Here is a 25,399-nt window from a genome sequence, read left to right as displayed (position 1 = left end):
ATGTGCCATGGAATATATCTATCCCATCTTGATTTTTGTCGTTATGGGCATTGTGTTCGGCGTGCTGTTGGTGGTGATCTCCAAGGTGTTTGCCGTGAAGGTAGACGAGCGTGCCGTAAAGATCACAGAAGCCCTGCCCGGCGCCAACTGCGGTGCCTGCGGCTATGCAGGCTGTGCAGACTATGCCGATGCCATTGTAAATAAAGGTGCCCCCATGAACGCTTGTCTGCCCGGCGGCGTCAACGCGGCGTCAGCCATCGGAGACATCATGGGCGTATCTGTTTCCGCTGCGGAGCGGATGGTGCCGGTACTCCACTGCAACGGTACTTGCAGCGCCACAAAGCGGAAGTTTGACTTTGATGGTGTACAGTCCTGCACAGCGGCAAAGCGGTTCTACGGCGGCACTGGTGTCTGCGCCTATGGCTGTCTGGGACTGGGAGACTGCGTGAATGTCTGCGAAAACGACGTGATCTCCATCCAGAACGGCATTGCCACATTCTGCACAGAAAAGTGCGTCTCCTGCAATAAGTGCGCAAAAGTCTGTCCCAACGGTCTCATTGAGCTGCGCTCCGAGAAGAAAAAAGTGGACGTGCGCTGTTCTTCCCGGAATATGGGCAAGGTCGCCGTACAGTCCTGTGAAAATGCCTGCATCGGCTGCAAAAAGTGCGAAAAGATCTGCAAGTTTGACGCCATCATCGTAGAGAACGCCTATCCGGTCATTGATTATGACAAGTGCAAGTCCTGCGGTCTGTGCGTGAAGGAATGCCCGAGAGGATGTATCACCAATCTGCGTAAGCCCAAGGTTACTGCTCCGGCAGCAGAATAAGCGGAATAAGCACTTGACATTTTCGGGAAAGCCGGGTATAATAAAAGAAAGAGAGCATACCAGTAAGCGGTCTGCTCCCTAGATGGTTATGTTAGAGAATAACCGCCCAAGTTTCGCAGCAGGGGCGGTTATTTCTTTTTATGAAAAATGGCGTATAATACGGAAACCAATGCAATCAGCATATAAGTATACTGAATCAGATCAGCCCAAGTTACTGCGCTGTCCATTTTATCACCTCCCTTGTAACAGGGAGCAAGGAACGACCGCCTACCGTTTTTGGTATGCCCTCGGATCACCATTATACCAGATGCGACACAAAATGTCAAATTAACCCTTGGATGGGACAATAAACCATCCATCCATAATTTATGCATTCTGTGAAAAGCCGTGGCAAGTTCGCACATAACACTTGCATTTCTCACAAAAATGTGCTATACTGAAACCATATCTTGCATGAGCGAGTACAGGAGGATATTATGGCAAAGAAAAATCAGAAAATGGTAGAAGAAATCACGGCGATGGACGTGGATTTCGCACAGTGGTATACCGATATCTGCAAAAAGGCAGAGCTTGTTTCATATACCAGCGTCAAGGGATGTATGGTTATCCGCCCCTATGGCTATGCGATCTGGGAAAATATCCAGTGCATTCTGGACGACATGTTCAAGGCAACCGGTCATGAAAATGTGAATATGCCCATGTTCATTCCGGAAAGCCTGCTGCAAAAGGAAAAGGATCACGTAGAAGGCTTTGCCCCAGAAGTTGCGTGGGTGACCCACGGCGGCAATGAAAAGCTGGAGGAACGCCTCTGCGTCCGCCCCACTTCTGAGACGCTGTTCTGCGAACACTACGCAGACATTGTACACAGTTACCGTGACCTGCCGAAGTTGTATAACCAATGGGTCAGCGTGGTGCGTTGGGAAAAAACCACCCGTCCTTTCCTGCGTTCCCGTGAATTCCTCTGGCAGGAAGGCCATACCATCCATGCTACTGCGGAAGAAGCGATGGAAGAAACCGTGCGCATGCTAAATGTTTACACAGAATTCTGCGAGAAATCTTTGGCAATGCCTGTGGTAAAGGGACAAAAAACCGAGAGCGACAAGTTTGCTGGTGCTGTGGCAACCTATGCCATTGAAGCGCTGATGCATGACGGCAAGGCGCTTCAGGCAGGTACGTCTCACTATTTCGGTGACGGCTTCGCAAAGGCATTCGGCATCCAGTACGCCGGAAAGGACAACAAGCTGGCACATCCCCATCAGACAAGCTGGGGCGTGACGACTCGTCTGATCGGTGCAATTATCATGACCCACGGCGATAACAGCGGTCTGGTCCTGCCGCCGGCTGTAGCACCCATTCAGGTTGTGATCGTGCCCATTGCACAGCACAAGGAAGGCGTTCTGGATAAGGCAAATGAGCTGTATGCAGCGATCCAGGCAAAGGGCATCCGGGTGAAGCTGGACGATTCCGACAATACACCGGGCTGGAAGTTTGCACAGTATGAGATGAAGGGCGTTCCTGTCCGCATTGAGATCGGTCCCAAGGATATCGAAAACGGTCAGTGCGTTGTTGCTGCACGATATAACGGCGAAAAGCAGACGATTTCTCTGGATAACAATTATGAAACTCTGCTGGAAACACTCACCCGACTCCTGGAGATCGAGATCCCGGAGGGCATGTTTGCCAAGGCAATGGAAAACCGCAAAAACAAGACCTATGTCTGCGAGACCATGGAACAGATCACGCAGGCACTGGAAGAAAAGGGCGACGGCTTCGTAGAAGCTATGTGGTGCGGTGATGAAGCCTGCGAGGATAAGGTCAAGGAAGTCACCGGCGTGGGTTCTCGCTGTATTCCTCTGGAACAGCACACCATTTCTGACAAGTGCGTCTGCTGCGGCAAGCCAGCAAAGCATATGGTACTCTGGGGCAAGGCATATTAATAGACACATATAGAAGAATTTCACGCCTGAAACAAAATGATACAGGCAGATACTACATAATACAATAAAATACACAAAGCCGCATTTGCGCCCTGTTTGGGTTCAAATGCGGCTTTTTTCATGCCTTACATCCGGCAAGGGCTGCATCCTCTGCCTTTTGGTGCACAGCCTTCAGACGGCGGATTTCCGATTCCAGCTTCGAACGTCCATCCGAGGAAAGCGATCCATCCCGGAGCAATTGTTCCAGGGTATCAATGGTATCGCAGAGTGCTGCAAATACAGTGAAGTATGGTTTTTTGTAATCTTCCATGATAAATTCCTCTCTTTCAGTAAATGATATCAAAAACACTTGACTTTTCATATTAGATGATATACAATATTAAATTGGGTAATATACAATGTGTATTGTTTTTCATCTAACATAAAATGGTATGTAGAAAGAAGGCGGGGCAAATGAAATTACAACATGCGGTCAAATATCGGCAAATAGGCTTGAAAATCAGTTATTACCGCAGACTAAAAGGGCTCACTCAGGAGGAACTTGCCGAAAAGATCGACAAAAATGTCTCTTTCCTGGGCGCAGTGGAAGCGCCAAATATAGACTGTGCCCTTTCTCTGGATACCCTATTTGACATTGCAAAAGTACTCCAGGTGCCGCCGAACCGTTTTTTCGAAGACGATATGTAAGAGCCTGTCCAGCATCTTTTCGCACGCATCTTGCTTGCATCTTTTGTGGGAGATTTTGTGAAAATACTCGGAAATCCACAAAGGATTTCCTCCGTTTTTCACTTCATCTCCCAAAAAATCTGACTGCGCAATCTGCGCACGCCCAGATACTGAACAGACTCTAAGTGAGCACGCTCCTATTTCGCCGCAAGCGCAAAGGGCATCGGAACAGAATCGGCGATCTGCTCTGCCACGATCTGTGCAGCCAGATAGGCAATTACCTCTTCGGGCGTAGGTGTCCCCTGCTTTCTGGAAATGGCATCCCACGCCTGCCGAACCCTCAGATCCGGACAGTGCATCCCCTCCCGGATTGCCGCTGCGATCTCTTCTTGAACTTCTTCCACGGAAATCTGATTCTCACGTGCAATTTGGTCTAAGATCTGCTGCATTGAAAACCCTCCTTTCTGCCTTTTGACAGGCAATGCCGTTTATATTCCTGCAACCGATCCGGTAATTTCATTATAGCACATGTTACTGTCGGCTTTTGTCAGAACCTGTGACAGCATGGGAATTTTTCGGCGTTTTTTCCAGTCGGCAGATGTTTTTCTGGGAAAAGCGATTTTTCTTTTATTTCTGGAAAGTCTTTTGGTAAAAAGAAAAAAATTGCAAAAAGCGGTTGACAAGAGATTTTTTTTGTGGTATAATATATAACGTTGCAGGTATTGTGCTTCATAATCTTTCAAATAGGGGTATAGCTCAGCCGGTAGAGCAGCGGTCTCCAAAACCGCGTGTCCCGAGTTCGATTCTTGGTGCCCCTGCCATATCCCCCCATTTTTTATGGGGGGGATATTATTTATTTAAAAAAGGATGGATATTATATGAAAATGAAGAAGATAGCAGCAGCGTTAACAGCTGCAACAATTTTAGGCTCTAATGGTGCTCTTGTTGTAAATGCATCAGCAGAGACAAATGCAGTAAATATCACGACTAGTACCGTAACAGAAGCAATTGTAACTGCTGATGGAACAATTATTCCTGAAGGCACAACAGCAATCTCTCTTGAAATTCAGAACAATACAGGTTTCGATATTTCGGAGATTCAGCTGAATGTAAATACTTCTTTATTGTTTGATGCGAGTGGAATGCCCATTGTTTCTGTTGGAAATGTATGCGGAGATGCTACTGTAGTCGCTGCACAGGAAGGTGAAAATGTAGCTATTACTAGCATTGCATCAAGTATTTGCAATACAGACGGTACTTTGGCAACTGTTTATGTAAGCAATACAGCATCCATTGCTGTTGAAGATGCAGAATTTCGAAAAGGTTCTCTGACAAATTGTGATGAAAGCGACATATCTACTTGCGATGTAGAAGTCGAATGGACAATCGGAGATGTAAATGGCGATGAAAAGATTACAGCAGATGATGCTTACATTGTTCGCAATGCCATTAGCATCGGACAAGAAAATAGTGAGTTAAAGCGATATGGTTCCTCTTCATATTATTATTTGGACGGTGTTGAAGTATTTCTAAATCCTCAAAAATATGGTTTTACAAGAAAACGATATGCAATGGCTGCTGACGGTGATGAAAATACCCTTCTCTTCGATTGCGACTTGCAGTCTTTATCTGATGTTTATCAGATTCTTTACTACTATACTTGCACGAGTATAGGAAAGAGTTATAATGTATCTGGCTGGTATATTGGAGAAGAAAGAACTTTTTAACTATTCTATGCAGCAAAAAACATGATTTTTGAAAGGAATTTTCTAATGAAAAAAATGATTGCATGTGTCTCTGCGATTACTTTGTTTTTCACGGGCATTGCTAAAAGTCTTACAGATACAATTTTCGCCGCGGAATATGATATAATAGACACAGAAATTCCTATTTTCCAAGAAACTACTGTGGAAGACAGTGCATTAAAACAACTAGCTGTCTCTCATGGATTAGGTACAGATACTTTTTCCTTTCCCAATCATATTTATGATACTACAACAGACAGAGCCGAAGTTGTACTTGAGAATTACACGAAAAATCTTACAGCAACTGAACGGTTTATGTATTATGAATACAAATTCCAAAATCTAACAAATTCGGGATGCTGTTTTGGGATTGCTGCATTAACAGTTCTGGTTCATAATGGAATTCTTTCTCCAAGTGATATTTATGCGGATGCAGAAACGCTATATGATATTCCATTGACAGAAGATGTGGATGATTTGATTGCTGCATATTCTCTGGTACAAGCACACAAACCCGTCCAATACAGTGCCGGATTAAACAGTACTTATTCTGATGCAAAAAAAATGGAACAGCTTCTGGATTGCGCAAAACAATGTCAAGAAACAGGCGAATATTTTTTGATTAGTTTCCAGGATGAAAGCATTTCTCATGCGGTGACCGGATTGGGAATGACAACAGGAAATTGGGATTGGAACGGAACTTCATATGATACTTGTATTCTGACTTATGACAGTAATTGTGTTAGTGCTGAAGAAAATCATATCCCTTTTCGAGATGAGCAATGCATTTATATTAATTCTAAGACCAAACAATTTTATATTCCAATCTATGAACTTGGTTCTGAAACTGGGGCAAGCTTTACATTAGTGACAAACAATGCAGATTTGCTCCTTTATAAAGCACCGTATTCTGAAACAACACTGGACGCTACAAACACCTCAAATATTGTACAATGCAGACTTTTTCACGGTAATGCAGAGGGATTGAAAATTTCAATAGATGGGTCAGAAGCTGGGGAATATGATTTTTCAAATGCTGTTTATTATTTAGAAGGAGACGCATTTCATATTGAACAGGAATTATCTGAGCCGGAAAGAGTAGATCTTAGAATTTCTGGAGATACCTTTATTTCTCGCTATGATGCATTCGATGCTGAAAAATATACAGCAGATATGTCAAGTCAATCTGTTTCGTTAACGAACGAAGGCGAACGGCAATTTACTTCAACCTTGTATCTAGCATATGATACAGAAACATGCGATTATAGCCCTACTAACTGGTTTGACTATATTGGTGTTTTATCGCCAGAGCAGACCTTAACACTTTCCAAACAAGAACAAGGTGTTTTAATTTCTGGTGATACACCTATTTCTGGAGATGCTCGGTACATTTTTGATTGCAGTTATGCAGAAGAAACAACTGGAAATAGCATCAAGGGCACTTCTTTTCACATATATACGGAAGAATCTGAGGTTCTTGTCACTTATGACACAGAAGAAGAACATGAAAATTTCTATCTCGACTTAGACAAAGACGGAATATATGATAACTTGATTGAAATTGGTGATGCGAATGGAAATGGCATTTCCTATGAAGCGGATGATGCATATCAAATTTTGTTAAGTTATGCGTCTCAGTCAGTTAGAAAATCGCAACTTGTCAATACATATCTATGCGACATAAATAAAAATAGCCAAATTGACCCTGATGATGCCTATGAGGTATTAGTTCGATATGCAGAAAATTCTGTTAAGAAATAGAACATTGGGATGAAAGAAAACCGCCCGGGAATCTGCCCGGACGGTTTTTTTGTGCAGTCTTGCTTAATTTCAAACTTTTCCTTGGGTCTCTGTTCCGGCGGCATGATGAATATACTACACCTCCTTTTGATTCCACACCATTGTATAATCCGTTTCTGCTGTATCTTCATCAATTCCTTTTGATACAATAAACAGTCCTTCTCTCAAGTAGAAATCCACGGCACGCCGATTCTTTTGATAAACATGCAACGAAAACATAGGATGATTTTTTTTGACGCACGCCAAAAGACCTTTTCCAATTCCCATAGAACGGTATTTTTTATCAACAAAAATCCCTGCAAGATAGTCGCCCATCATGCCAACAAATCCCTGTATTTCTCCGTCTTTTTCATAGACAAAAACCTCCGCTTGCAAAATCTGTTCCTGCACGGCAGAAAAATTGAAACGCCAATACGCTTTTGGAATAAAAGGATGTGCATCCTCGTTTCCAGTCAACCATATTTGCATAACCCGCTCAGTATCTGATCTTTCAAATTTCCTGATCATCGCATTTTCCCCTTTGTTTTAAAGCATATAAATTAAGGTAATACCGCATAAAGATTTGCGGTATTGCCTTAAGAAAGCTCCATAGCACGCACAGTCACACGGTTTCTGCCGCTCATAGTACATGTAAATAAAGTTAAATCCCAGTCCTCGGCATTACTCTCCATCGCCGGCACATCATGACCAGACATCAATTCTGTCTGCACCACTTCATAGGTATGCAGCACACCGCCGCCATCTGTAAAGTAAATTGTATCTCCTGAGTTTAAATTACCGATCCTTCCAAAATGAGAGCGATAATTATGAGCAGCCAAGATCAAATTTCCATCTGCAACCGTTCCGGCATAACGGCATGGCGCCAATTTTAAATTGGGATAACTCCACGCACTCAATACCGGCAATTCTATGCCAAGGGAAGGAATAGAGATCGTTCCTAGATAAGTTTCCCCATCCACCTCAAGCAGAATTTCTTCTGACGATAATTCTTCTGTATATCCTGCTAACAGATCTTGTTCTAAAGGTAATTCTTGCGTATCCCTTTCAGAAGCTGTTGCCGTCATTTTTTCCTGCAGCGCCGGCAAAATGGTTCGTGTAGCCTCTGCACCATGATAATCCTGCTGAATATTATATCCAACCAGAAGCACCGCTGCAATCAGCAGAATGGCACCCGTCATGATCCAATACCAACCACGTATCTTTTTCATAGAAAATTCCACTCACTTTTTTTGATGCATACGCCAGCCAATGACAATACATATCAGTCCTCCTCCAATCAACAGCGGAACAGGCCACCAAAGCTGTCCTGTTTGAGGCAGTTTTCTACCGGAAGAACCACCTCCAGATGAATTCCTGGAACCACTGTCAGAACTTATTGTCATAGGAAATGTTTCGGTTTTCGATTGGGAAGATGAAGATAAAGACGAAATTTCTGTTTCCAAAGAAGTGGTTATTTCAGTCGTAACCAACGGTGTCACCATGGAGGAACGTACTGTACTATGTGAATTCAAAATAACATACTGTGTGTCATTGGCACGATAAATAACAGTATAATTTCCCGGCACCTCGACTTCCTTGACACGCCATTCAGACGCAGCACTTCCTGTCCATTGATAAGTCCAGTTATTCTGCTCATTGAGTTTCACTTCTTCTTCCAATTGCGCATCCCGATAAATCGCCACAGTCAATTCTGTAGAACGATCATCTGGATATTCCTCGTCGTGCAGCCAAACCTTCTGTACTGTATACATTTCATTCTCAGAAGACGGCATTTTCCGCACCCGAAATTTCGGATACGTCATAAAATCTAAATTTGTTTCCTTATCTGAAAGATCTACCAGAACAGCAGAAGGAATATAACGTTTATCACCGATCAGTTTGGATTTCCCTGATAAAAGATACAATCCCTTTGACATGCCCTCAAAACACAGTGCCCCAGATTGATCGGTAACACCGGACAGCAAGGGGGAAATATTATCCAAAACAGCATAATTTTCCAATGTATCCGCAGCATCCTGAAGTGCAGACGATGTTAAATCCTCCATTGCCACATCATAGTCTGCAAAATCATCCTGCAATACAAAGGAATTGCTTTCGGGAATCCGTTCGCCTACACGATAAAGCTTCCACTGCATTCCAGAAATTGTCACATTTTCTGTCTGACAGTTCATTGTGAAAGAAACTGTTTTTTCTTCAGCAAAAACCGGCATCCAAAAACATGCTGCTATCCAAAACAACAATCCTAAAATACAGAGTCCTATTCCCCACTGCCGCATCATTTTTTTGCACATGGCATCTCCCCCTCCTCTCTTTCCAATGATTCACTCCATTGCAATATCAATAGCGGATCATCCGCAGGAATTGTTTTTTTCCTTCTTCCGCCAAAGATCCAGAACAAGAGCAAGCCGAGCAACAACGGCGCAGCAAAAAATGGTACAACTGATACGGAATCCAATTGTACTGCATCCGCAGTGACTTTAATATTGTTCGGATACACTGTTTCAATTCGATGCGCACGTACCAACAATCGATGGGTATTGATTCCATAGGGGGTGCACGTCATTAAAGTAACATAATCTCCTCCCGGAATCACTGCAAGTTTATCGATCTCTTCCGGCCTGACAATCAAAATACGTTCCACTTCATATGTAAGTATTTCATCCAGTATTGTAATTGTGAAAGTATCTCCTTCTGTAAGCTGATCCAAATCACTGAACAATTTTGCAGATGGAAGACCGCGGTGTGCAGAAATTACTGCATGTGCATCCGTTCCGCCCACAGGCAAAGAAGAACCCTGCAAATGACCTACAGCGACATTCAGCACCTCAGCGCTGGTCCCATGATAAATCGGAAGCTCCACTTTGATTTCCGGAATAGAAATATACCCCATAATCCCTGTCCCAGAAACATTCAAATTCTCCTCATAGCCAGGGACTTCATCATAATTTTCAAAAGGTGCATAGATCTGATTCAAAGATGTATTATAGGCATGTGCCGCAGCAAGAATTTTTTCTTTTTCAGAATCGTCCATCTGTTCCACTGCCTGGTTATATTCCGCAACAGCATAACTTTGCACTCTGGTATTCCACCAGTTACTAACAGTCGGATAAAGCATCACGGAGAGCCCCACCAGTAAAAGAATCAGCAATACAATTGTTGAAATCACATTGAATTTACTTTTCTTTTTTCTCATGGGTCCCTCCCTAATGCCCGCCGGGAATCCCCGGCGGACGAATTTAGGTTTTCATTTTCACTTTCCCAGAACGGGAAAAATTTTTGTAGTAATTATGCTTCCATATTCTTTGCACGCTTCTTGGTGATCAGGAGCACGCCTGCGCCAACAACCAGCACACCGCCGGCTACGTAGAAGATGGTCGTACCGATACCACCGGTGGACGGAAGGGTCGAACCAGAAGTATTTTCAATCTTTGCTGATACTGTACCGTCGGTTAAATCACCAGCTACGGCATCAGCAGTACCAACCTTAATTGTCAAAGCTGTCAATGCGTCATTAGCCTTGAAACTATCCCAATCCTGATCATTCTTCGTTGTTGCAGTGATCTCCAGTGCAAAGGGATCGGTCGGCACTTTATAACCAGCCGGCGCCGCTGTTTCGTACAAATTGTACTTTCCGCTGTCCAGGCCAATTACTGCAAAAGTATTGCCGCTTGTATTTTCAAATGCAGTTGCGTCATCAGCAGAATCTACCCATGATGTCACCTTATATGCTCCGGAAGTATCTGCCACCGCAGTCAGAACAGCATACTTATTCGCATGTTCTCCATCTGTTGCCTGGAGTTTAAACTTCGCACCTGTCAAAGCAGCCTGGCTGGTTTTGTCGACCTTAGTCAGATCCAGCTCATATGTAAATGCAACTACCTTGTCTTCCGGGGTTTTGCTTGTGTCAGGAGTTCCCTCGCCGTTCCAGTTCGGATTATTGGAATATTCCAGATAAACGGCATTCATCTGACCATCCAGACCGATCTCAGCATTTTCGTTCAGTACAGCATCATATGTTACTGTAACAATACTCTTTGCTGTTATACCATCCGTCACACCAGTTACCTTCGTAATATCATCAAAAGCAACTGTGATTGCATTGCCGGTCACATCAATATTAGCCTGAGTCGTTACATCAGTGCCATCAATATCCACCTTAATTGCACTCTTTGCCGGCGCTGTGAACTGACTATCCAGTGTGTCATGGAACACATACTTATAGCCCTTCTTGTAATCTGCCAATTTGCTGGGCAAAGTACCGATCAGCTTGAACGGAACCGTATCGCCGATGCTGTAGTCCGCAACATCGTTGTAGCCTGTTCCTACATAATCCTCTGTTTCATTTGCGTCAGTTCCATATGTAGGAGTTTTTGCATTCTCCTTGATCTTCTTTTCTACCGTCGGCAGAGCACTCTTCACAGCAATTTCAAGACCTGCGCTTGCATCAACCTGTGCGATCAGATAACGTGTCTTTGCGCCGGTTGCCTCACTCAAATCTGTGTCATCAATCAACAGGTAATAACCGTCACCTGTAGTTGTCACGTCAATTGTGGCACTAGCAGCTGTATTTACTTTCGTTAAATTTGCAGTTTGCGTAGCAGCGAAAGCAGCAAAATTCTGAAGTAATTCGCTGTCCTCACTTTCTTTTGCCAGCACCTCTGCAACGGCAGCAGCCGTGTTGCAAGATGCAAAGTTCGTGCCAATCGTGGTATCTGCCTTCAATGCAGTTAAAAATGCAGCTCCCTTTGTATCTCCTGCTGCCCACTGGATGCCTTCCAAAGCGCCGCTATCACCTACATTACCAGTAAAAACCTTGTATGCAGTGTAAACATGCGATGCAGTATCGTTTTCATCCGAATTCGTAAAGGAAATGGTATTGGGAGTCACAGCTGCACTAGCCGGGATCGACGCCATGGACGGAACTACTGCACAAGCTGCCAACAAGGCTGCGGTTGCGATACTCGCAAATCTTTTTGTTTGTTTCATAATAAATACTCCTTTTTGAAAATATTTTTTCCGGAGCTGCGATTCCGCCGCATTCCCCCACGGCGGAATCCGCTCACTCCATTTTTTACGTTTTTATTTCATACGTTGACATTTCCGTCTTCGTCTGATCAAAAGATTGCCGGCCAGAGCACCACTCATAATCGCAGTGCCTGTAATCGTATACCACCTTGTGCCAACTCCGCCGGTAGAGGGCATTATGGAAGCGCTAGGTTTCTTTGCATTCTGAATCATTGCAGCGCCATTTCCCGGGTTCACTGCACTGATACAATAAATTGTACTGCTATCACCATCCTCGAATGCATAACGAATATCGTAATAACTCAGTTCATTCGAATTCTGATCAATGGATATTTCTTCTATCCAATAATAATAAGGATTGCCCTGTGCATCACAAACAGGTAGATTTTCTGCAACATAAGTCCACGCATCTGTACCGGATGTCTGTGTGATCGTCACAATTGCAGTACCATCTGCCTCAAAATGCAGACCAGATTCTTCTGCCGCTGCACTTGCCAGTTTCATTGGCATTACTGCACCTACCAGAGAAAACGATGCGGACAATGGTGCGCTTAGACTTTGGGGTTCGTTGGCGGCAGTGGGATAAGTAATTTTTGTACCATCGTCATAAGTGAAAGTGATCGACGTTATTGGCAACCTAGAAGAATTGCCTTTTAGGTATATCTGCAAATTACTTAATGTAGGTTTCTGTTCATCACCTTTATCCCATGGCCACGCAATCGTATTACCGGTTATTAAAACGGGTTGACCCTCTACTGATGTGGCACTATACCTGTTCTCACTATTTGCAAGCCATTCATAGATTACCAATTTATCGTTATTATTTGTTATCCATGAAGAACCTTGCTTCGTTCCATTTTCATCATAGATATGAAAGTCAGCATCTAAATAACCGCTAAACGAGCCAAACGTAACTGCAATTGATGCTATATTGTTTCTCGATTCAGTTGGAATTGTGAAATTATAGGTTTCGTTTGGTTCTACAGTTTTTAACCCTTCATTTTCTCCAGACGAAGTCTCCGTCGTAGTCGTGGTAGTGGATGTAGAAGTTGAGGTTGAGGTTGAGGTAGTCGTTTCTTCAGATGATGTGGTTGTTGTGCTGGACGATGATGAAATTGTATAAGAAACTTGCACACTATTTGGTGAACCTCCAGCCAAATACCAGAGTTGAAATTCAAAATACATGCCTTCCGCATAAGTATCTGGAATCTGATAAGTCAAAGCAAGATTTCCATTCGCATCAAAATTGCCATTCCACGTATCTTGTGTCCAACTTTGATAAGCGTATCCATAACAACCATTTGCATACGCACCTGATAAACCATTTGAAAGAGAAACTTTCAAAGTATCACCTGGTTTCAATCCAGTAATCTGAACATTTTGCGGGTCTGTGTTAACCGTAGTCGTTGTTGTACTGGTTGTTGTGCTAGTCGTTGTGCTCGTTGTCGTGCTGGTTGTTGTACTAGTCGTCGTGCTCGTTGTTGTACTAGTTGTTGTGCTGGTTGTTGTACTCGTTGTTCCCTCATTTCCCGAGGTGGTGATCAATGGCATACTGGAAGTATTCGGCGTTGTTGACCGATGAATCTTCACTTCTACCGAGGCGTTTGTCGGAGTATCACCGTTCCAATCTTTTTGAAGCTTGAGTGTCATAACCCTTGTATTGGTGATCACAATCGGATCATCTGCGGTATTCGCTGAAATTCCCACATCGTTATCAACACTATACGTTGCTTCATAGCCATCTATGGATGTTTCTTCCACCTTATAATAATACGGCGTTCCATTCGTATCTGTTTTATCGAGATGATTCCAGGTATAAGACCAGCTGTTGGCGTCTGACAAAGTCTGCGTATCAATTGGTGTTGCAGCCCATGTGCCGCCCTCCAATCTTTGATACAGCTTTACAGTCACCGCATTGTGTGTTGCCCCCTGCACATCGACCCAAGTCTTATTTACAGAAATTGAAGTCTGCTCAATTTCCTTGGTATTGGTGATTGACACTGAGGTTTCACTATTCGCCGGCTGCCCGTTATGTGTAATTGCTGCCGTCCAGCCGTCAGGAACGATTTCCTTTACATAATAAATATACGTATTGTCCTTGCTGTCTTTTTCAGGCAAATCAAGATGCAGCGACCAATTTCCATTTGCATCCGGTGTAATGGTAACATCATTTCCATACTTTTCATATAGAGTGGTATTCACCGTACCATCTTCATTATAAAAGTCGGTCGGCAAATTTGTGACATCTGTTGGAATGTCAGTTGTTGTACCAGAAGAACCACTTGAACCAGTGTAATGCGTATTGATCTTTTGATAAAAGGCTTTCGCAATATTATCATACCCAGCTGCGTTTGGATGACAACCATCTGCTGAATTTGATCCGACAGCCGCCTTTACATCAACAAGATAAATCTTTTTTCCATCTTTCTGCAATGTATTTACTACATCAGTAACCATTGTATTATATTTGGAGACCAAATCATCCCATTGAGCCTGAACAGCGGCTCTCTTCGCTTCGTCATTGTCGTAATCGTTTACCTGTTCTATCCCTCTTGAATTGCTCCAGCTAAGTGCTGAAAATTTAGGGATTGTACCTACAAATAGAATTGCATTGGGGCTTTTTGTATAAATGGTTGTTATCAGACTTTCAAATTTCTTTTGCAGCGTCACATCACTTGTATTCGAAGATGTGATTGCAACATTTGAGTTAATAATATCATTTGTACCTGCAAGCAGACAAACTACATCAGAAGAATAAGAAGTCCACTGCATAGCAGAAGATATGTCATCTATTTTTCTGCCATCTTCAGCTACTTTGTTGACTGCTACATTTTTATACCCATTCTCTTCTGTCAGGTAATTGCTTTTTAGCACATTTGGATACGTGTATTCTTCACTCACATAGTTTCCAAAAGTACCCTTTGTTATCGAGTCACCTAATGCAATTACATTTAAACTTTCCGGCATTTGTCCCGTATCTGAAGATCCTGATTCTGACTCCTTCCCTGCCGCTCTACGGTAAAGTTCTAGCGAAATGCTCGTCGGCAAATTGGAATTCGAGCCACTGATTACAGTACCATTACTGGTTACCCAACTCTTATTCACTATAAATGAACCAGGTACACTGTTCGTAATGGTGATGTGTGGGCTTGCTACAGTACCACTGCTGCTATAGCTTGCTTCATAACCATCTGCCCCAGCAGTTTCAAGTACATAATAATAATACCGGCCACTATCACCTTTATACGGTAAATTCGTCCAGGTTTTTGTCCAATTGCCCTCAGATAATATTGCTGTGTCCTGCAGCTCCAAATGTGCTGGTAAATTTAACACATCTAATGAATTTACTGCATTATCATTCAAATATGTAGTAGAACGATACAAACCAACAGTAATACCATCATGTGTTGTTAAATCATCGTCCCAAACCTTATTTGCAGTTACATTTACCTCTGTCGGCGTATTATTTTTGTTGATGATCGTCGCTTCGCCATTAGTACCGTTCAAGCTGTATGTATAGCTGACAGTGTAACCATACAACTCAATCTGTTGCTCTGGCGTAAGTACTTCCTCCACCCGAACAGATTCATAATCACTAAGCGTAATTCCTGCATCAATTGCATCCTGGCTCGTCAGTGTGATTTTCCAACCGTCTGATGCAGAAAGCTTTTTGGTGAAAAACAAATCTTTTTCACCGCTGCTTTTTATGCCATAGACATTCACATCAATGGAATCGACCGGGATCTCACTATCAGACATATCCGTATTATCAGAATTATGCCATAGCTTTTGAATCACCAGACCTTGAGAATTATTGATTTTTATCGTTCCATCTTTATTGGTTGCATTTCCGACATAGTTCGGCTTATATGCGCCCTCGTTTCCAGAAGAATCTTTGTAGGTTCCATCTGGCTGCAATGTATACGTTGTGCCGTTACATGTATAGGATTCTTCTTTGACATAGTAATAAATCGGTCTGTCATCTTTGCCGCTTGGCAGATTAGACCAGCCTGCTGTCCATGCCTGCGATGCACCCTGTAAGTCGCCCGGCAAAGGCGTGCTGCTGGAAGCATCAAGTGTTTTGGGATTTTCAAGCGACCGTAAACCAAGATCAGACGCTGTTGCCATCACTGCATTTTCAGGGATCTCTGCAGATAACTTTGTATACGACCAATAAAGTTTCACATTGACAGAAGCATTTGTCACCTCAGGACTCCATGATTTTTGAACTGCGATATCAATCAGCTTGTTATTCGGAATATCCAGCGTACCACCGGTTTTTACCTGAATTACCTCGTTCGCATTTACACCATCTGGATATGTCACACTATCATTTCCATAAGTAAAATAATGGGTAGAAATGAAGTTTTTCAAAAACGAATAATATGGAGAGGTTTCTGGAAATGCGCTTGCATTTTCCAGATATGCTTTGACCAGACTTTGCAGTGTCGTATATTTTGCGGTGCCCTCCAGTACTGTTGTCGCTGCTATCTGTGCGTCAATACCTTGATATCCTGCCGGTACCTTCATTTCCACAAGCTTATACAAGATACCACTGTTCAGGCCGACTTTATATGCCCCATTTGCGCCGATATGAATACTCTTTGCCCCTTCTGGAATGGCATTCCCTGTGGCATCCTTGTCAAAGTTCAATACATGCTTTGTAACAGACGTACCGCCTTCTATTGTTGTTTGTTCCGCATCATCAGAAGAAAATACCCATTTACTATTTGCCGCATCATACTTTGCGATCCAGAAATCTGCATCCAGCTTCAAGCTATAGTCATTGATGTCGTATTTCACGATCTGCGGTACACTGCCCGTAGAAACGGTTGCAGTAGATGTGCTTACTGAAAATTTCGTGTCATCTTCTGAATCCGATGCACTCACATTTCCGGTATCCAGAGAAACATGGTTGGACGTTTCAATGAGTGTACCCGCATCACTGGAGGTCCATTCCTTGCCGTTTTTGGTCAGATCATAGGCATATGTAATTTCCAACGGGGTTTCATCTGGAACAGTGAGGTGGAGAACAGCAGTAGAAGTGATTTCCTCTTTGTCATAGCTTGCACTTAAAACACTCACATCTGTAATTGTTTGATTGTTGCCCCACTGTATTTCGCTTCCCCAATTTACGGATAGCTGTTTCCAGTAATTTTCACCGAGCATGCCTTCCCAGCAATATTCTGCCTTACCCTTCGCATCAAAATCTAATGTTACGGCTTCGCCATCGATCTTTACTGGATAAGAACCATTCGCAGGACCGCTAAATTGAAGTACAATCGTTACAGGTTCATTAGGCGCCTTAAGATGCCTCCCAGCAGCATCCTCTACATTAATTCCTATATATTGACCATAGCTTGATACCTTTAAATTTAAAGAGGTATGATTTACGACACTAGGCTTATACTCTACCGTATACTGATAATCACTTGTGCTCAATGTTTGACCAGTTGCAGTATTTTTCATTGTAATACTGAACAGTTTTGCATCGATGGCACTGGGTGCGTCTGTCACATTACCGCACTTGTTGACCATCAGCGTGTCTGTAATGTCATATTCATTTGTGTTAGAAAGCTTTTTACCATCGGGGTTTACCTGAATGGTATACTGTATACGTCCATTTCTGGCATTGACATTACCGTCTACCGATGTGTAAGGCTGATCCACACCTTTGGTCAATAAATCGGAATCCCCCGGAATATCAGCATTTTCTGTAACAGTAAAGTCAGCAGTTTTCGGTTCTCCGTCTGCTGCAGCAATACTATTCTGAATCACATATCCTGAATTCCCTGCTGCATCGACACTATTTTTTAATGTATCCACTGGAATTCCAGTATAATAGTCAATAAACATGACATCAGTGGCGTCTACCTGAAAAGTCACCACGCCGTTATTCACTGTATACTCATTGGAATACAAGTCATAACCATGCCATTGTTTTTTCACATGCGGTTTATAGCCATCTGCCTCAATTAGAATCGAACCTTCCGGCAAAGTATCTGTCAGAATATACTTATACCCCAACATTGTATTGATTCTCCAGCGGAAAATATAATACTCTGTTCCGTTCACTGTCAGTTTTTTCAGATCATTCAATGAAACTGTTTGGGAAGTATCTGAATAAGAACCGTTATCCTCCGTATCTGCCGACAATATGGTTCTATCTGCATTTAATGCGACTTTTTCGTATTCTGGGGCTAACTTATTTGTTATTGTAAATGTATTGCCGCCAATAACGCCCGTTTCATTCAGATAAGACACTGTATAACCGTCCGGAACAGAAATTTCCTCCGCCCTATAGTAATAATCTGCATTGTGGTCAAGGGTATCCTTGGGCAGATCCTCCCATGCAATCGACCAACCATTCGCTGCATTTAATTCATAGGCATAATCATTCGTGGTATCATCTGTATCTGGTATAACAACTTCCCATTCGCCGCTGGCATTTTTATAAATCGTTTCCCAGTCACCGGATTGACCCAGTCTTCGCTGTAAACGGATCCAGACACTTGTCGGTCTGCCGGAAGCAGCATTATTATCTTCCCATTTCTTATCGACTTGAATCCTCACGGGCTGTACATAGGTTTCGTCCTGTTTGGTAATGACATAGGACGATGTACTCGGATCGGAATCACCAAAACTAGCCCTATTTGAAAATGTTGCAGATTGATTTTCAGCGCCATCTGCATCCGGAACCTGTGTGTATTCCGCAGTGGTCTGATATTCCACTTTTACATGTTTATAGCCAGTTGCGTCTACGCCATCTGCAAATGTGATCTCAAAGCTGTTTGCAGCTTTTGTGCTGGCGGAGTTCACTTCTTCTCTTGAAAGTTCACTTCCATCCGTGCCATACACAATATTATAGAATTTAACATTGTACAAACTGCTGTCCAGCGGATCTCCATAGGAACCATATTGCTCTTTTTTTGCATATACTTTCACAACACTTTGCTGATCAGACGCAATATAATGTGCGCCGCCATTGGTTGCTTCCATAACGTCAACAAGCACCTTATTATCCACGCTGAATCCTGTATCCTGTACAACTTCAATTTGCCAGTTCAGACGCTTGGTTGTGCCCTTTTCCGTATCACTATTATAGATCACATCAGAAGAATTGCTTAACAACTGTTTTTTAATGCTATCTCTGTTTGTGATCTCCACCTGACCGGTCTTGCTGTGATTTTGATTATCCTCAACCGTGTTGGAAATATATGTTTTTCCATCAGATGTACTTTCCTGAGTGCCATCAGACCCGGCACCAGATCTTTCCGTAGTATAGGTAAAATACAGCTTTTTAATTCCGCCGTTTTCCCCATCCGTAACAGTTAACGTTCCAGTTGTTTGATCCAGTGTAATTGTTGCATATATATAAGTATATTGAATCTCCTTCCCCTCAATCCATGTGGTTCCAGACTCTCCTATCACAATCTTCGTGTCATCTCGCTCTAAAACTTTGCAGTCATTATCCCATGAATAGGCAACAGTCGTAATATTGAGATCAGACAACGAAATATACTTAAAAGCTTCATCTTTCAGTTCATAACCGTTCAGTGTAATATTTCCTGAAGAATATGCACCCACAGTCCATGTGATTTCTCCGTTATCATGGCTATAAGTACCTTTTTTATCGTCCAGGGTATACGGGCTGGTATACGTCACCTCTTTCGATACAGATGTACTGCCGCTATCATTGGGATAAATTACAGTTGCAGTATTTGTCACCTTATCCCCATTCACGATATTGCCGCTATCGGCATCATTCGATGTAGTATACGAAATAATTGCTTTTCCAACATCCGCTTGAAACGTGATCGTATCGACGTTCAGCGTATAAGACACATCGTTTCCAGACGCATCCTTTACCGTGAGATTTGCCGCATTGCCAAATGCCGCATCCTGTACCTGGGTTTCATTCAATGTATACCCATATGGATTGGTTACTGTAACAGACCAATTGATCTCATTCTTCACAAAGCCGGTTTCATAGTCCGGTTTACCGTCTTTTTCAATATATGTTTTCCCCAGCTGTACTGGTACGCTCTTATCTAAAAACAAACTTCCATCAGGCTGATTCAGGACCGCAGTATTATACAGCGTCATTTCCTGACCAACATAATCTATCACTGGTTCTGTGAATGTAAATGTTGTTTTAGACGGATTGGCCGAATGAAATACAAAATTGCCATTTTCATCCCAACTGCCGGCATCCGGCGGGGAAACTGTCACACTGCTTTTATCTGCCGGAAATCTTTCATCCACCAACTGATATCCATCCAACGAATTCTCACTGTTGTAGGGATTATCTACCGTGATCGTCCATGTAACAGTAGGCTTTTCTGCTGCTGTACTGGGGTTATTTAACTGTCCCCATTTATCCAGACCAAAAGTTTTATCCGGAAAAGTTACATTGATAGTCGCATTGCCGATCTGTATGACCTGATCACCTGATGCTGTACTATCCCGCTTAATGAGACCTTCAAATTGAATACTGCCGGTAAAACGATCGCTCTGTTGAATTTTACTTTGAATATATTCATCTGTAAACTGGATGACAACAAATCCATCTGTACTAATAGAATACCATCCGGCATCACCAGTATAATCAGGATCGTTTACAGTCATGCCAGAACCAGATAGTCCAGAAGTTTCTACACCGTCCGGCAGCTGATAATAAATACAAGGATTATCTGTCGTTACAGTAAATTGATCGCCGTCATTCTTACTGGAAATTGTATATTGAATCACAAAGCTCGCACCAATCGAATCTCCTGATGCATCTATTGTAATAGACTGCTCTCCTGTATCCCCCGAAGCCGATACGGTTTGACCGCCGGCGGTGATGGTTGCGCTGGTGATATTTTCAGTAAAATCTTTGCCTCCGCTAGGAATTTCCCCGATCGGTCTGTCAAAATATCCGCTGCCGTTTGCCGGTCTGTTCCCACCTGTGGGACGATTTCCAAGCCGTGTCGTTCTGCTGCTGCTTCCGCCAACCAGAGATATGGCATCTTCCTGCGCCAGTTCGAATGCCGGTGCAGTTTCTTCTGTCGAACCAGTCATGCTGACTGCCGGCATGATCAGGCTTCCGCAAACGGAAAAGACCACAACCAAAGATAACAGCACTGCGATCACAGCATGCCGCTTCTGTTTCCGACGTTTTTTCAGAAAGAACTGAACTTTTTCATAAAAGTTCTGCATGTGGACTCCCCCCTTTGCGAATAATTCTCACTATCTCTCATACATATCCACTGAAGTTTGCAGGATTCGTATTATAATGCATCTGCTCGTTTCAAAGGCCAGATTCGAAACATCACTTTCCCGACAACCGCTTCCTCTGCGACACAGCCGACTACAGTGGAACGGCTGTCTACAGATGTCGAGCGATGATCTCCCATGACAAACACACGTTCATCCGGAACCTGATACGGCAAATCAATGTCACATTCTCCAAATGCCAGGTCTGTCACATACGGTTCATCCAGGGCCTCACCATTGACATATACTGTACCGTCTGTTCCAATATCAATCACATCTCCGGAAACGCCGATCACACGTTTCAGCAATATCTTATTATTAAAGTAAAAAGCAATGACATCACCGCTTTTGAAATCACCTTTTCTCCGACAGATCACAAGTTCATCATTTTGCAGTGTCGGAACCATACTAGTTCCGGTAACACGAAGAACAGGCAAAAACAGCATAGAAACCAGAACTGCAATTGCGGCAACAACGATCAGAGAAGAAACGGTGTTCCGCAATAAGCGTAAATATCCGATTCGATATTTGCGCCGTTTTAATTCTGTTTCCAGCTGCTGCACAGTCGGAAAATTCGTCTCACTTTCCTGCATCATTTACTTTATGCTCCATGTCGTTTATTGATTCCTTCGGACAAAGCTGTTGTACCAGCATTGCCGTTTCACGTACTGTATGTAAAATATCCTCTGTCACAGTTTTTTGTGTCTCTGCCGCTTCCAGCTTTTTCTGCAAGCATACATTCTCTTGTTTCACACGTTCCAATTCATTTCGAAGTGCAAGGAGAACTTCCAGTAATTCTGTTTTTCGAAGTTTATGTAACTCTTTTTCTGTCATTTCTCTTGCTCTCCCTCAAAATCAAATGGCTTGCAGAAACACATTCGTAAACGGCAGTATAATCTTGCTCAAATCTTTTTCTCATAAGTCTGCCACTTTTCATATTTATTATACCTTTTATTTTACGTATTGTCAATGGGATATTACCATTTTTATAAAATCTCTCCAAACGGCAAATGCAAAAATTGTCTTTTTGCACAAATCAAACAGGGGATAATAGGCCTTATTACACAAAAGGCATGTTGAAATCGCAAAATCGAATCCAATTCAATATAACTTTTTTAATTTTTTGGACAATTTCTATAAACAGCACGATTTTATGCGAAAAACTTGCGTAAGAATTTTGCTCATTCTTCTTTTGGTGATTTTGTATAAACTCCCTTTTCCCTGACTGCCTTTCCCTTTACAAGACGTTATGAAAAGAGAGTCTGCCAGTTCCATACAGAAAGAACCGCCCGGATAACTTGAACCGGACGGATCTTTTTGCGGTGCTGCCCTCATCCCAGCATGTCCAGGATCTTTTCCTTGGGCACTGCGCCAACAGTATGCTGAACAAGCTTGCCGTGTTCTACCACTACCAGGGTGGGGATGCTGGAGACGCCGAACGCCTGTGCCAGTTCCCGCTGCTCGTCCACATTGACCTTGCAGACATGGACCGCCGGCTGTTCTTCAGCGATCTCGTCCACCACCGGGGAAACCATTTGGCATGGACCGCACCAGTCGGCATAGAAGTCAATGAGCACCTTTTTCGGGGATTCCATGACCTCCTGCTTGAAATTGTCCTTTGTCAGTATTGTCACTGCCATGAGAAACACTCCTTTCTGGGAATTCTTTTACCTCTTTAGTATACCCCATTTTCTGCAATTTTGCAAGGAGCGAATGTTTTTATTCTGTTCCCGCAAAAAACGCACATCCGGTATGTCCTCCAGGTGTGCGCTTTTGCATGGGAGTATGTGATGTTTCAGTGAAACTAGATGTTATTATGGCTGACTTGACGTCAATTCTTCGTCCAGAGAACGGTATCCTTCAGGCAGTATACCTCCTGCACCTGTTCCGGGTCAACAGGCTGGCTGAACGTAATGATGAGAGTACACTTGCGGCTGGACTCCGCAGAATCCACCTGGCTGACATCGCTGGGATAATCGACACTGCCCCATACTCTCTCATATTCCCCAAATTCCAGAGGGTTGGTGATGGTGCCGTTTGTCAGCTGCACATGACCTCGGGCACTCAGTGCGGCGCTTTCTGCATTAGAACCAACATAAACGTCCACAAAGGACGGCAGCGGATCACTGACATTCCAGGTGAATGCCGCACACCATGGATTCAGGGTCATTTCCATAGGCGTTTCTTCCCCGGTCTCCGGGTCTGTATAGACAAAGCTGTCAGTGAAAGGTTCTGTTTTGGGATACTCCAGCGCAAAATCCACTGTAATGCTGCCCTCTGTCAGGACATCATCCTTTAGGACAAACTGCTGGAATTCCGGATCTTCTTCCCCGTTGTAGTCAATGCCCTCACGAATGCAGATAAAGTTTTCCCAGATACGCTGCTCTTCTTCCGCCGTGAAGGGTCTCCTCTGGTTCATATCTGCACCGCTGAAGCCCAACCAGTTCCGGATATCACGCATATCATATATCCGATCCGGACAACCATAGCCGTAATCAAAATAAAAAGCATTCCCATTTTTATCGGGGTCTCTTACCTTCAAGAACATACCGCTGTCATAGTGGAATCTGAATCCCGGCTGCACATCGCAGCTAAAGTCCATCCGCTGGATGCAGTACAGATGACCGTTGTCTGACGGGTCATAGTTCCAGCTGGAGGTGCCGCCCCAGCTAAAGCCACCCAGGGAGGCAGCGCTGTCATAATCTAGTGTGCCCCATCCCCCGGTTGATGTGAATTTTTCCGGAAGCGTAAAGCCGTTTTCACCGGTGAATTCCAGTACCACTGTCACAGACCGATTGTCCCCAAATACGCCGGCAACTTTGCAGTCGATGGCATCGCAGGTATCGGTGACCTCTGCCTCAGGTACAGCATACAATTCTTCCAGTGTTTCGGGATATTCTACATCTTTTCCGAATGCGATCTGAAACAATTCCCGGAATCCGCCGGTTGCCGCTGCGGCTGTAATTGCTGTACCGCTGAGAAGCAGTGCCGCCGCTGTGAAAATTGCCGGCACTCTGCCGAATCTCCAGCACCGCTGGGCAGCTGTTTCACTTTCGGATTCCATATCCAGCTGTTCCATGACGCTGGAACGAACTGTTTTCCTGGAAAGCCGCACCGTTTTCCGCAGCTTCGGCATGTGCTGCTTTGTCATATCCAGGTGCGAAAATAGTTCAGATAAATTCCATTTGCTCATAACCATATCCCCTTTCTGTAAAAAGCTGGCGCAGCTTGTTTCTGCTCCGATGCATTCTGGTTTTTACAGTTGCCTCTTTCATGTGCATCTCTCCGGCAATTTCCCGCACAGTCTGGTAATAATAATAGTACCGGATGAGGATCTCTCTGTCCTGCGCCGAAAGCTCGTCCAGCGTCTCCTGCAAGATCTCCGCCATTTCCGCTTGTTCTGTCTGTGCGGAAATATCCGTATCATCTGCTATGATCAGATCCTCCAGCGGCTCTGTCTCTATGTGCCGTTTCCGGATCTGGTTGAGTGCCTTAGAGCGTGCAATGCCGGCGAGATAACCCGTGAGATTCTCCGTGCGAATTTCTGAAACGTGCTCCCACAGTGCAATAAACACATCTGCGGTCAATTCCTCCACGTCCTCCTGTGTCACCTGATTTCGCAGAACATTGCGGATAATGGTACCCACATAGTTGGTATACCGTGCCATGACACGCTCCAAAGCCTTCCGGTCATGCTGTTTCAATTGCTCCAGCAGCTTTTCATCTTTAGAGCGACTGCGTTTTTTCTCCTGCAAGCCGGCTGCCTGATAAAGTTCCAATGTGCTGACATCCTGCATGTGGATCGATCCTCCTTTCTGTTGTGATCACGGCCGTTCACTTAGATAGACACGAAAAAGGGGCGTTTGGTTTCACCTTTTGAAAGAAATTAGGAATGAGGAATTAGGAGTTAGGAATGGTGGTGTTCGCTGCGCTCAAATTATAAAATAATGTTGAAAACTTTATCATTTCTATTTTTAAATCCATCGCCGCAGGCGATACCACCATTCCTCATTCCTAACTCCTCATTCCTCATTCCAAAAAAGCAGGCGCACACCGGATAGATGCACGCCTGCCGATTTTATTTTACTCTTAGAGTCTGTTCAGTATCTGGGCGTGCGCAGATTGCGCAGTCAGATTTTTTG

At 43.6% G+C, this 25,399-nt stretch carries 18 protein-coding genes and 1 tRNA gene; 6 read left to right on the top strand and 13 right to left on the bottom strand.

All coding sequences use genetic code 11. The features are described from left to right. Positions 1-7 precede the first annotated feature (7 nt). Positions 8-826, top strand: a complete 819-nt coding sequence (locus QZ375_RS05715) for an RnfABCDGE type electron transport complex subunit B (RefSeq protein WP_295216568.1) — start codon at positions 8-10, stop codon at positions 824-826. A 476-nt stretch (positions 827-1,302) separates the two neighbouring features. After that, positions 1,303-2,763 (top strand): proline--tRNA ligase, encoded by a 1,461-nt coding sequence (gene proS / locus QZ375_RS05710; RefSeq protein WP_295216565.1) that lies wholly within the window; start codon positions 1,303-1,305, stop codon positions 2,761-2,763. A gap of 118 nt (positions 2,764-2,881) precedes the next feature. Here proS and QZ375_RS05705 read toward each other — a convergent pair whose 3' ends face one another. Then, positions 2,882-3,073, bottom strand: coding sequence for a hypothetical protein (locus QZ375_RS05705; protein ID WP_295216560.1), 192 nt, complete (start codon positions 3,071-3,073; stop codon positions 2,882-2,884). A 143-nt stretch (positions 3,074-3,216) separates the two neighbouring features. Here QZ375_RS05705 and QZ375_RS05700 point away from each other — a divergent pair, with 143 nt between their 5' ends. Beyond that, positions 3,217-3,450: a helix-turn-helix transcriptional regulator gene (locus QZ375_RS05700; protein ID WP_295216557.1), complete on the top strand. Its 234-nt coding sequence runs from the start codon at positions 3,217-3,219 to the stop codon at positions 3,448-3,450. A 176-nt stretch (positions 3,451-3,626) separates the two neighbouring features. Here QZ375_RS05700 and QZ375_RS05695 read toward each other — a convergent pair whose 3' ends face one another. Beyond that, positions 3,627-3,878 (bottom strand): hypothetical protein, encoded by a 252-nt coding sequence (locus QZ375_RS05695; RefSeq protein WP_295216554.1) that lies wholly within the window; start codon positions 3,876-3,878, stop codon positions 3,627-3,629. 296 nt (positions 3,879-4,174) lie between these two features. On the opposite strand from QZ375_RS05695, the gene QZ375_RS05690 reads away from it, so the two are divergent. The 3 genes from QZ375_RS05690 to QZ375_RS05680 all read left to right on the top strand — a co-directional run bounded on the left by QZ375_RS05690 (position 4,175) and on the right by QZ375_RS05680 (position 6,935). Then, positions 4,175-4,250, top strand: a tRNA-Trp gene (locus tag QZ375_RS05690). 57 nt (positions 4,251-4,307) lie between these two features. Continuing rightward, positions 4,308-5,156, top strand: coding sequence for a hypothetical protein (locus tag QZ375_RS05685; RefSeq protein WP_295216551.1), 849 nt, complete (start codon positions 4,308-4,310; stop codon positions 5,154-5,156). 45 nt (positions 5,157-5,201) lie between these two features. After that, a complete protein-coding gene (locus QZ375_RS05680; protein ID WP_295216549.1) occupies positions 5,202-6,935 on the top strand; it encodes a hypothetical protein in 1,734 nt (577 codons plus the stop codon). A 114-nt stretch (positions 6,936-7,049) separates the two neighbouring features. Here QZ375_RS05680 and QZ375_RS05675 read toward each other — a convergent pair whose 3' ends face one another. From QZ375_RS05675 to QZ375_RS05625, 11 genes are all read right to left on the bottom strand, one after another. Continuing rightward, positions 7,050-7,481 carry an N-acetyltransferase gene (locus tag QZ375_RS05675; RefSeq protein WP_295216548.1) on the bottom strand — a complete coding sequence of 144 codons (432 nt, stop codon included), beginning with the start codon at positions 7,479-7,481 and terminating at the stop codon, positions 7,050-7,052. Positions 7,482-7,549: 68 nt separating this feature from the next. Beyond that, complete coding sequence (locus tag QZ375_RS05670; RefSeq protein WP_295216545.1) at positions 7,550-8,182, bottom strand: sortase; 633 nt, start codon at positions 8,180-8,182, stop codon at positions 7,550-7,552. 12 nt (positions 8,183-8,194) lie between these two features. Further along, positions 8,195-9,145, bottom strand: coding sequence for a Cna B-type domain-containing protein (locus QZ375_RS05665; protein ID WP_295216543.1), 951 nt, complete (start codon positions 9,143-9,145; stop codon positions 8,195-8,197). Positions 9,146-9,249: 104 nt separating this feature from the next. Then, complete coding sequence (locus tag QZ375_RS05660; RefSeq protein ID WP_295216540.1) at positions 9,250-10,167, bottom strand: class C sortase; 918 nt, start codon at positions 10,165-10,167, stop codon at positions 9,250-9,252. Positions 10,168-10,259: 92 nt separating this feature from the next. Beyond that, on the bottom strand, positions 10,260-11,960 hold the full coding sequence (locus tag QZ375_RS05655) for an isopeptide-forming domain-containing fimbrial protein (protein ID WP_295216537.1): 1,701 nt from the start codon (positions 11,958-11,960) through the stop codon (positions 10,260-10,262). Positions 11,961-12,053: 93 nt separating this feature from the next. Beyond that, positions 12,054-21,200: a Cna B-type domain-containing protein gene (locus tag QZ375_RS05650; protein WP_295216535.1), complete on the bottom strand. Its 9,147-nt coding sequence runs from the start codon at positions 21,198-21,200 to the stop codon at positions 12,054-12,056. A gap of 71 nt (positions 21,201-21,271) precedes the next feature. Further along, a complete protein-coding gene (gene lepB, locus QZ375_RS05645) occupies positions 21,272-21,853 on the bottom strand; it encodes a signal peptidase I (protein WP_365728420.1) in 582 nt (193 codons plus the stop codon). Continuing rightward, complete coding sequence (locus QZ375_RS05640; RefSeq protein ID WP_295216533.1) at positions 21,837-22,091, bottom strand: hypothetical protein; 255 nt, start codon at positions 22,089-22,091, stop codon at positions 21,837-21,839. The genes lepB and QZ375_RS05640 overlap by 17 nt, the downstream gene beginning before the upstream one ends. Before the next feature lie 497 nt (positions 22,092-22,588). Beyond that, complete coding sequence (gene trxA / locus QZ375_RS05635; protein ID WP_295216530.1) at positions 22,589-22,897, bottom strand: thioredoxin; 309 nt, start codon at positions 22,895-22,897, stop codon at positions 22,589-22,591. 191 nt (positions 22,898-23,088) lie between these two features. After that, entirely contained in the window at positions 23,089-24,450 is a 1,362-nt protein-coding gene (locus tag QZ375_RS05630) for a hypothetical protein (RefSeq protein ID WP_295216528.1), read from the bottom strand. After that, positions 24,428-25,054: a sigma-70 family RNA polymerase sigma factor gene (locus QZ375_RS05625; protein WP_295216526.1), complete on the bottom strand. Its 627-nt coding sequence runs from the start codon at positions 25,052-25,054 to the stop codon at positions 24,428-24,430. The genes QZ375_RS05630 and QZ375_RS05625 overlap by 23 nt, the downstream gene beginning before the upstream one ends. Positions 25,055-25,399 lie beyond the last annotated feature (345 nt).

This window comes from Ruminococcus sp. (assembly GCF_019417665.1).
Taxonomy (GTDB): domain Bacteria; phylum Bacillota; class Clostridia; order Oscillospirales; family Ruminococcaceae; genus Ruminococcus_C.
Note: the sequence above shows the minus strand (reverse complement) of the source record. Positions and strands in the feature narration are given on the sequence as shown.